Origin of the sequence: uncultured Granulicatella sp., from assembly GCF_938030755.1 — a bacterium.
In the GTDB taxonomy this organism is placed as follows: Bacteria; Bacillota; Bacilli; order Lactobacillales; family Aerococcaceae; genus Granulicatella.
In genome coordinates this window covers 49,432-59,248 of record NZ_CALHIF010000071.1, presented here as the reverse complement: position 1 = coordinate 59,248, position 9,817 = coordinate 49,432, and the positions used below count along the sequence as shown (strand labels likewise).

The following is a 9,817-nucleotide window of genomic DNA, read 5'->3' as shown; positions in this document are numbered from 1 at the left end:
ATCGGATATTCAAAAGATTACAAAGAGAGCGGTAGTTGACAGGCTAAAAAATGTTTACGGAGTTGAATGGTTTGATGAAACTTCAAATGCTTTATATTATATAGAAGTATCTATTTTAAAGGATATTGCAACTGTTACCGTTGATACTTCGGGAGAGGCTTTACACAAAAGAGGATATAGAAAGAGAGCAGGAGATGCACCACTAAAGGAAACTTTGGCGAGTGCTATGATTAGTCTGTCTTTTTGGGAGCCGAATAGAGTTTTTTATGATCCGTTTTGTGGCAGTGGCACGCTTTGTATTGAAGCCTATATGATGGGCAGAAATATTGCTCCGGGAATTATGAGAAATTTTGCCTTTGAAAATTGGAATTTATTGGATAAAGATGCTTTGAAAAATGAAAAGAACAAGGCAAGAGCATTAATTGATTATGACAGAGATTTAAAAATTTTAGGTTCAGATATAGATAGACAGTCAATTTTAATAGCAAGAGACAATGCAGATATTTTAGGCGTAGATGATGAAATTTCATTTTTTATAAAAGATATGAGGGATGTTGACCTGTATAATGAATATGGCGTTGTTGTTACGAATCCTCCTTATGGCGAGCGTATGGGGAAAATAGTGGAAGTCGAACAACTTTATAGAGATTTTGGTAAAAAATTTAAGGAATTGGATACTTGGTCTGTGTATTTAATAACAAGTATAGAAAGTTTTGAAAATTTATATGGCAGAAAAGCGGATAGAAAGAGAAAATTATTTAATGGACGAATTAAAGTTGACTTCTATCAATTTTATGGACCTAAACCAAAATAGCAGGAGATAAAAGTATGTATATGGATAAATTCACACATTGGAATTTTGAACTAGTAGATTTTATGGAAGATTTAGTCAGAGTTTTTGATAAAACCGGGCTGATTGTCTATACCAACTCCAGTATGAAAAAATTTTTAGAAAATGAGGAAGGAAAATTTTGTGTATTTTCTGATGATGACATACATAGAAACGACCAAATTTTTTCATCTTTAAAATGTGTTGCACCAATTGGGCATAAGGAAGATGTGAAAACTGAATTGTTATCAGTTGGAGAAAGAGATTTTTTTGTAAAAAGTAGTCCTATTTTTGACGATAAAAATGAATATTGGGGCAGTATTGAAGTTTTTAGAGATATTACAGAAGAAAATAAAATTCAAAAAGAAATAAGTAATATTCATATTTCTTTAAATAGGAAAAGAAGAAAGGTAATATGGTTTAATGAAATATCTAGAGAATTTTTAAATCCGAAGTTGTTTTATATGCTAAACATGCATCAAACAATAATCGAGATTATTGAAGAAGCAGAATATATAGATCCATTGATCTCTAGAGTATATTTAAAAGATAGAGGTTTACATTTCTCTCTTAGAGTTAATGCTAAAGAAAACATTAATATTAGTTCTTGGAACGCTCTATTTGGATTGGTGGGAAAAGTTGAAGATAAAATTGATAAACAAAAAATATCAGTAAAAACTAATGTTCAAAGTCCCGGAGATATTCAAGTAATAATTGAAAATATTAATAATTTCTGTAATTTTTTAAATGAAAATAAACTGATTATTATATTATTTTTAGGTGTATTTTCCGAAATAAAGTTCAAAGATATTTCATTTAAAGGTCTGTTACCGACAATATTTGACTATAAAAAAATAAGTTGGAAAATAGAAATAAAGAAATATCCAACATACGTGCAGAATTAGAATTGGAGGAATTTAAAAAAGATGGAAAAGTGCGTGAACTTGAGAGGGAATTGAAAATAAAAGAACTACAAAAGTCTATTGCAGACTTTGATATTTCTATAAATCCCACTTTACGAGTGATTTCATGCGAATCTCAAAAGCAAATGGATTTGAAAGAGAAGTTGGATGAGGAACAACTTTAACAAAACAAAAAGTACATGAAATTAGAACCAAATAAGCTACAAATGGAAATAATAGTGAACATGTATAATACAAAGTTACACAAATAAATAATGTTCCATAAATTTTTTGAAGTATTTGCATTTTGTTTCCTCCTCAAAAAAATAATAACTCTAATTTAGTTTAAACACAATTAAGATTATAAAAATAATTAATTTTAATCATACTATGGGTGTGGAAAGACTTACCATCAATTAGTTGATTTGTGGATAATAACAATAAATCGGTTAAACTGTCAAATATTTTCATATAGCATTTTCTATGCGGTGTAAATTACAGGATAACGGGGAAGGTAGCGTAGGTTAGTTTTTAATAAGACCATAGAAACGTTGGTAACTCAATGTTTCTATGGTTCCTTTTTTGATTGAATCTTAAATTGCTTCTCGATGAATCTTTGTTAGGAATCTGTAAGGTAGGCTGTAATTCAATGAATAATTTACTCCAAAAAGAAAAAGCTTTTTTATAGTTCTATATTATTTATAAAATATTTTTAAAGTGAGTATATTACACTTGTATTATATTCGGAACATGTTATAATATATTCATCAGAGAAAAAAGAAAGGAGAATGGGAATGAGAAAACAACCGTGGTCGAACGAAAATAAGACAGAGCGGATTAACTTCACGATTGAACCTTCTTTAAAAGAAGCATTTTTGAAGATAATTTCGACTGATGTTTCAACTTATTTTAGATCGGTCATCGAAAAAGAAGTCGAAGGTCATCAAAAAAAAGTTGAAAACTGGCCGGATGCCATTAAAAATTTATTGCATGGACAATTTAAGGCATTCTCCGAGCAAGTATTTGGAACATTTAATTACCGAGGACGAAACTATCCTTATAAGATTTTGGACGTTATGTCCGTTGAAGAAGGCCAACCACTTGAAGTCATTGACTATGAAGATGGATTGGTTTATGTTAAAGTGATTGAGGAGCTCAATCCAGAAAAATTAGTATATGTAACTTTATAGAAAGAAGGAAATTTATCATGCCATTAACAATTATTATTATCGCTTTAGTATTAGTTTTATTAATTATTGCGTTCAAATCAATTCGTATTGTACAACAAGGACACAAAGCTGCTGTTCAATCATTCGGACGTTATGTTGGGGAATTAGGACCAGGGTTACACTTTGTAACACCAATCATTCGTAATATTGCATACGTTGTAGATATGCGTCAACGTTCATTAGATTTAGATCCACAAGAAATCATCACAAAAGACAACGTTAATTTAACAATTGATGCTTCAGCTAAATACCACGTAGATAATCTTGAAGAATACTTATATGGAAACACAAACCCAGAAGGATTATTACTTTTAGATATCCAAAACGAATTACGTGACATCATCGGTACAATGACGATGGCTGAAATTCTTGGTGGTACAAACAAAATCAACACTGACTTAAACCAACGTGTATTCGGTAAAACAGACTCTTACGGGGTTACAATCGACCGTGTTAACATTGGTGAAGTTATTCCTCCACAAAGCATCGTTGAAGCGATGAACAAACAAATCACTGCTGACCGTGAACGTGATGCTGCGTTAATCGCTGCTGACGCTCGTCAAAAAACAGTTGAAATGGATACAAGAACTCAAAACAACAAATTATTAGCAGATGCTCGTGCTCATGCTGAAAAAATCGCAATTGACACTCAAGCAACTGTTGCTCAATTAACAGCCATCAACAACGCTTTAAATGAATCTAACTTAAATGCGGCTGCATTAGAATACTTAGCAATCGATGCTAAAAAAGCTCTTGCTGAAGGTCCAAACAATACAGTTGTATTAATGGATGGACAAAATAACGCAAAAATTGCTGAAAACATTGCTTCATTAGCATCAGGACGTAAAGTTTGGGACGAAGCAGGTAAATAATCATGAAACAACGAGCTAGCAAATCTTTCTTTAGATTGAAGTGGCTTGCCGTGTTGATTGTCAGTTTCTTCATGATGGGAACTTTCCAAAATATTACTGTAAATACAGTATATGCAGAAACGACCTCAGATAATTCTAGTAAAATGGTGGGGTCGTATGAAACCACGGTTAATGTTCAGGCAAACAAAAATTTTAATGAAACAATTACGGTTCCTTTAAAATTTAACAATCCTGATTATGATTCTGTGAAAGTACCTGTTCAACTCAACAATCTAAAAGAAGGAAACTATAAACTTCAATTTTTTGTATTCAGAGAAAATAAAAAATACAAAGTAGATGTCTTTCTCTTAAATAAAAATAATCTATCTATTCACCTTGAATTTATTGATATAGTGGATGGGAAAGTGGTTAAGCCATTCCAATATGATAGAGCAACGGATAAAAGAGATGTAGAGGAGATGACGACTGAAGCCGTAAATGAAAAAGAAAATCAGTCTAATCTGCAATCTTCGAATCAAAAGAATAATAACAATAACGCAAAGACCAATTCGTACGATAGTGAAAAAAATTCTAATACGAATGATAATAAGAAAAGTAGTTTCTTTTTTAATAATTATAATTCAAAAGATGGCGAAGGTTATTATGTATTAGGGCAAGCTGCGTTTTTTATCGTATTAATTCTAATGGTATTTGTTTTTATTGGTAAAAAACAGAATAAGGCAAGAAATAACTCACAAAAAGAGAACTCTAATATGAATATGAGATCTCCTAAGAGAAATGAACGACGACAAAATAATACGGATTCTAGATTGGAAGAAATTCAACAAAGAGTTTATCGTCCACGTCATAGCATTTCGAATCCAAAACAACGTTCTCAAGCAAAAAAACAAGCGACTAAACAGGCATTACAGTCTACAAATCACCGAAGAACTCAACAGAGCCCAGAAGAGTTTGTTGGAACTCAACGTCCAACAAGACCATTAGTGTATAAGACAAAATCTAAAGAAAAGTCGCATACTTTACCAAGAGTACTTTCTAACAAATCTCTTCCTCGAATCATAAAAACAGTTCGCTTAAAATAAAGAATCAAATCCTCTAAGTTGTAAAAGACTTAGAGGATTTTTCTATAGGGAAGGATTTGCAGTCTATAAAGAATGGGAGTATTCTAAGTGAGAAGGGTGGAATATAGATGCAAGAAATACAAAAATTAATGAATAAAATTGAAAAGGATCCTCAAAATAAAGAATATACTAAAGCTGGAATTAAACCTTTATTTTCTGCTCCACGGAATGCAAAGATTTTGATTGTTGGACAAGCTCCTGGAATTAAAGCGCAAGAGAGTCGCTTGTTTTGGAATGACCAAAGTGGAGATAATCTAAGAAGCTGGATGGGAGTTGATCGTAATTTCTTCTATCAATCGGATTTATTTGCAGTCGTTCCAATGGATTATTATTATCCTGGAAAAGGGAAATCAGGAGATCTTCCACCACGTAAAGGTTTTGCTGAAAAATGGCATGCAGAAACATTAGCTTTAATGCCAGATATTGAACTTATTATTTTAGTAGGAAAATATGCGCAGGATTATTATTTAAAAGATACAAAGAAGAAAAACTTAACGGAAACAGTGAAGGCATACAAAGAATACTTACCAAAGATGTTTCCGCTTGTACATCCGTCTCCTTTAAACCGTCGATGGATGGCAAAAAATCCATGGTTTGAAGAGGATGTTTTACCAGAATTTAAAAAAAGAGTTCAAGAAATCATTAAAGGAGCCAAGTAATGAGAATAGAGGTATATCCAGAAATCGAAATCTATAACGAACATATGATTCCAGTCAGTGAATTGCATACAATTTATGTAGAAGAATCAGGAAATCCATTAGGACATCCAGTTGTTGTTTTACACGGCGGACCAGGAGGAGCCTCATCTCCTGTAAATCGTCAGTTTTTTGATCCAGAATTTTATCGTATTATCCAATTTGATCAACGTGGATGTGGAAAGAGTACACCTTTTGCATCGTTAGAAGAGAATACGACACATGATTTAGTAGCGGATATAGAGAAGATTCGTACCACATTAGGGATTGATAAGTGGCTTGTCTTTGGTGGTAGCTGGGGAACAACGCTAGCCTTACATTACACGATTGCACACCGTGAACGCGTCGTAGGATTGATGCTTCGTGGGATCTTCCTTGGTCGTCAAAGCGATGTAGATTGGTTATATCAAGATGGGGCGTCTCATTTTTATCCAGAGAACTTCGAGAAGTTTAAAGCACCAATTCCTCTTGAAGAACAAGGAGAACTGGTGAATGCGTACTACAAACGCTTGACCTCAGACGATGAATCGATTTGTTTGGAGGCAGCGCGCGCATGGGCAGAGTGGGAACATGGTCTCGTGAAGTTGATTCCGTATGATCCAATTGTCTGGGATGAAGCAGGTATTCGCGGGGCTCTTACAATTGCGCGAATGGAATGTCACTTCTTCTATCATCACTGCTTTGTAGAAGATGATAATTTCATCTTGAATCATGTGGATGCCTTCAAGGGGATTCCAATGCATATCGTACATGGGCGTTATGATGTGGATTGCCTGCCAAGTGCGGCGTTTGAACTCGCTCAAGCAGTTGATGGCACAGAACTCATCTTTGCACAAGCGGCAGGTCATACCGCAATGGAACCCGCTACGATGGAAGCGTTAGTTGGTTTTAGTGAAAAATGCAAAACTTACTTTAAATAAAAAGAAAGGCTCGCAGAAATTTTCTGCGGCCTTTTGTGTGTTTAGATTTTTTCAAGAAGCATTGCAGCAATGCGCTCTACATCGCGGTTACTTCCGCGTAATTCAAATTCATCGAGCACTGGGAACCCAAAACGCTCAGAATATTGACGGGCGGTGAGGCAGAATTGCTTATTAAAGTTACGATTTCCGCTACCAATCACCCCAAAGCAATGTGCATAATTATGTTCATAAGCGAGGAAATCACCAAGCGGATTGGTTAAGACTTCAACGTCTCCATTATCCACGCCATTTCCACCTTCTAAATAAGTCGGTAGAAAAGCAACGAAGGGTTTTCCTACTTTGAAGTAATCTTCTTGGCCTTTAACAAGATCTTTAACATTCGTCAATGTCACTTTTAAAGAGGGCTCCATAAAGCGTAATTGATCTCTTAAACGAGTGACGAAGTTATGTGTATTTCCGGTTAAACTAATATAAATAATTGGTAATTCTTTCGACATTGAGAAACCTCCTGAAAGATTTTTGCTGTCTTTAAGTATACCGCACTTTGTCTAATCCTTCTAGAGGGTGTTTTTAAACTTTTAAAAATTGTGAAAATCAGCTATAATACTTGAGAATAAACACGAAGGAGAGACTCATGTCACATTTAAAAGAAGAAGTACAATCTCGCAAGACTTTTGCGATTATTTCCCACCCAGATGCTGGGAAAACAACGATTACAGAACAATTACTCTTATACGGGGGTGCGATTCGTCAAGCTGGTACCGTAAAAGGGAAGAAGACAGGGAAGTTTGCTAAATCTGACTGGATGGAAATCGAAAAACAACGTGGGATTTCTGTTACGAGTTCAGTCATGCAAGTAGAATACGATGGAAACCATATTAATATCGTGGACACACCAGGGCACGAGGACTTCTCAGAAGATACGTATCGTACATTAATGGCTGTGGATAGTGCCGTGATGGTTATCGACAGCGCTAAAGGGATTGAGCCACAAACAAAGAAACTATTTGAAGTTTGTAGTATGCGTGGAATTCCGATTTTTACTTTCATTAACAAATTAGACCGTGATGGACGTGAACCGCTGGAATTAATCGCGGAATTAGAAGAAGTATTAGGAATTGACGCGTATCCAATGAACTGGCCAATGGGGATGGGGAAAACATTCCTTGGCTTATATGATATTTACAACAAACGTGTTGAGTTGATGCACCCAGAAGAAAACGAAGATAATGACTTCTTACCATTAAACGAAGATGGGGAAGTGGACGGCGATTATGCGTTTAAACAATCTACACTTTATAACCAAGCAATCGAAGACGCGCAACTCTTATTAGAAGCAGGAAATGCTTTTGATGAAGAGAAGATTGCAGCTGGTAAATTAACGCCTGTATTCTTCGGTTCTGCCTTAACTGGATTCGGAGTTCAAACATTCTTAGATGCGTTTGTTGATTTTGCGCCGAGTCCATCAGCGAAGAAGACAGAATCAGGGGAACTTGTAGATCCACTACAAGAACAATTCACAGGATTCATCTTCAAAATTCAAGCAAACATGAACCCAGCGCACCGCGACCGTATTGCGTTTGTGCGTATCTGTTCAGGAGAATTCACTCCAGGGATGGACATTACCGTGAACCGTTCGCAAAAGAAAATGAAATTATCTCATACAACACAATTTATGGCAGATAGCCGTGAAACGGTTAAAGCAGCCGTTGCAGGGGATATTATTGGACTTTACGATACAGGGAACTTCCAAATCGGAGATACGATTTACTCAGGAAAAGGGGCTGTGCAGTTCGAACCATTACCACAATTTACGCCAGAACTCTTTAATAAAGTTTCTGCCAAGAACGTCATGAAGCAAAAATCATTTCATAAAGGAATCGAGCAGTTAGTACAAGAAGGAGCTATCCAATTGTACAAGACATATCATACAGGAGAATATATCCTTGGTGCGGTTGGTCAACTGCAATTCGAAGTGTTCCAATACCGCTTATTAAATGAATACAATGCTGAAGTAGTCATGACTCCAATCGGAAGTAAAATTGCTCGTTGGATTGACGAAGAACAACTGGATCCAAATATGTCATCAAGTCGAAACTTATTATGTCGCGACCGTTTTGACCAACCAGTCTTCTTATTCGAAAACCAATTTGCTTTAAACTGGTTCAAAGATAAACATCCAGAAGTCGAATTAAAAGCATTATTCTAATAGATACAAATAAAGACTCTCTAATCACTTGGATTAGAGAGTCTTTTCGTATTTTTAAGATTAAGCTTCGTATCCCATTAGGATTCCGCCTTGTTCTGCATAATAGCTGCAGACCCCGCTTGTGTGGATACTAGAAACATCCGCATCTGGGAACTCGCTATGAACAGCTGCTTGAATTAAGCCACAGATTTCCGGGTTACTACAGTGGCTGATAACCACACGACCACCCTTGTAGCCATTTTTTTTCATTTCAGACCAAACTGCTTGAACAGCTTTCTTTTGACCTTTTGCTTTGTGAAGTAAGTTTAGTGTTCCTTCTGGAGAAGCGTTACCGACTAAGCGGATATTGAGCATTCCGATAACGGCGCCGACTAATTTATTTAATCGACCGTTTTTTACTAGGTTATCGACACGAGCAAGTGCAAATAATAGCTTGGTGCTTGCTAAGTATTCTTTTAATGCTGCAACTACTTTTTCAAAAGAAAGTCCTTGAGCAATCAGTTCATTTGCCTTTTGGACAAATAGAACCATTTCACCACTTGCTGAAAGGCTATCGAAGACTTCAATATTTGTTTCAGGGGCTTCTTCTAATAACATATTTTTGGCTAATTGAGCACTATTTTGGCTTCCTGATAGGCCACCAGTAATTGTAATGGCAATAACATTTTCAGCACCTCTATAGGCCTCTAAAAAAGCATCTGGACTGGGACAAGCAGAAGCAGTTTTTTCCTTTGATTCATACATTTCAATCATCATAGCATCAATATCTAATGTTGCATCGTCTTTATAATGTTTCTCGCCCACTTGGACAGTTAATGGTACATTAATATATTCAGTATTTGTTGCTAGATTCTCGATTTCACGTAGATCACAACCAGAATCCGCAATTATTTTCCATTTCATAAGAGAATTCTCCTTTAGTAGTATAGTTCATATAAGAGTAATATACTTTGAACTTCAAAACAAGTCAACTAATCTAATTAAAACTTAACATTTTAGTGGAATTTTAGCGCTTTCTGTACTATTGTTAAGGAGTAGAA

General features: G+C 35.3%; 11 protein-coding genes. 9 read left to right on the top strand and 2 right to left on the bottom strand.

Features of this window, described 5'->3' with window-relative positions; genetic code table 11:
- The 8 genes from Q0594_RS07420 to pip all read left to right on the top strand — a co-directional run.
- On the top strand, positions 1–814 hold an 814-nt coding region (locus Q0594_RS07420), incomplete at its 5' end, for a class I SAM-dependent RNA methyltransferase (protein WP_298730916.1).
- A gap of 14 nt (positions 815–828) precedes the next feature.
- Entirely contained in the window at positions 829–1,734 is a 906-nt protein-coding gene (locus tag Q0594_RS07415; RefSeq protein WP_298730915.1) for a hypothetical protein, read from the top strand.
- A gap of 2 nt (positions 1,735–1,736) precedes the next feature.
- On the top strand, positions 1,737–1,916 hold the full coding sequence (locus Q0594_RS07410; protein WP_298730913.1) for a hypothetical protein: 180 nt from the start codon (positions 1,737–1,739) through the stop codon (positions 1,914–1,916).
- A 609-nt stretch (positions 1,917–2,525) separates the two neighbouring features.
- Complete coding sequence (locus Q0594_RS07405) at positions 2,526–2,921, top strand: hypothetical protein (protein WP_039849084.1); 396 nt, start codon at positions 2,526–2,528, stop codon at positions 2,919–2,921.
- 17 nt (positions 2,922–2,938) lie between these two features.
- The gene (locus Q0594_RS07400) at positions 2,939–3,832 is read left to right on the top strand and encodes an SPFH domain-containing protein (protein WP_005606687.1); all 894 of its coding nucleotides are present in this window, start codon (positions 2,939–2,941) and stop codon (positions 3,830–3,832) included.
- 2 nt (positions 3,833–3,834) lie between these two features.
- Positions 3,835–4,914 (top strand): hypothetical protein, encoded by a 1,080-nt coding sequence (locus tag Q0594_RS07395; RefSeq protein WP_298730911.1) that lies wholly within the window; start codon positions 3,835–3,837, stop codon positions 4,912–4,914.
- 107 nt (positions 4,915–5,021) lie between these two features.
- Positions 5,022–5,612: a uracil-DNA glycosylase family protein gene (locus Q0594_RS07390; RefSeq protein ID WP_298730909.1), complete on the top strand. Its 591-nt coding sequence runs from the start codon at positions 5,022–5,024 to the stop codon at positions 5,610–5,612.
- Complete coding sequence (pip, locus tag Q0594_RS07385; RefSeq protein WP_298730907.1) at positions 5,612–6,568, top strand: prolyl aminopeptidase; 957 nt, start codon at positions 5,612–5,614, stop codon at positions 6,566–6,568. The genes Q0594_RS07390 and pip overlap by 1 nt, the downstream gene beginning before the upstream one ends.
- Before the next feature lie 41 nt (positions 6,569–6,609).
- On the opposite strand, the gene nrdI is transcribed toward pip, so the two are convergent.
- The gene (nrdI, locus tag Q0594_RS07380; protein ID WP_298730905.1) at positions 6,610–7,065 is read right to left on the bottom strand and encodes a class Ib ribonucleoside-diphosphate reductase assembly flavoprotein NrdI; all 456 of its coding nucleotides are present in this window, start codon (positions 7,063–7,065) and stop codon (positions 6,610–6,612) included.
- 137 nt (positions 7,066–7,202) lie between these two features.
- Between nrdI and Q0594_RS07375 the strand changes: the two genes are divergently transcribed.
- The gene (locus Q0594_RS07375) at positions 7,203–8,777 is read left to right on the top strand and encodes a peptide chain release factor 3 (RefSeq protein WP_070438272.1); all 1,575 of its coding nucleotides are present in this window, start codon (positions 7,203–7,205) and stop codon (positions 8,775–8,777) included.
- Positions 8,778–8,837: 60 nt separating this feature from the next.
- On the opposite strand, the gene Q0594_RS07370 is transcribed toward Q0594_RS07375, so the two are convergent.
- Positions 8,838–9,680, bottom strand: coding sequence for a DegV family protein (locus Q0594_RS07370; RefSeq protein WP_298730904.1), 843 nt, complete (start codon positions 9,678–9,680; stop codon positions 8,838–8,840).
- Positions 9,681–9,817 lie beyond the last annotated feature (137 nt).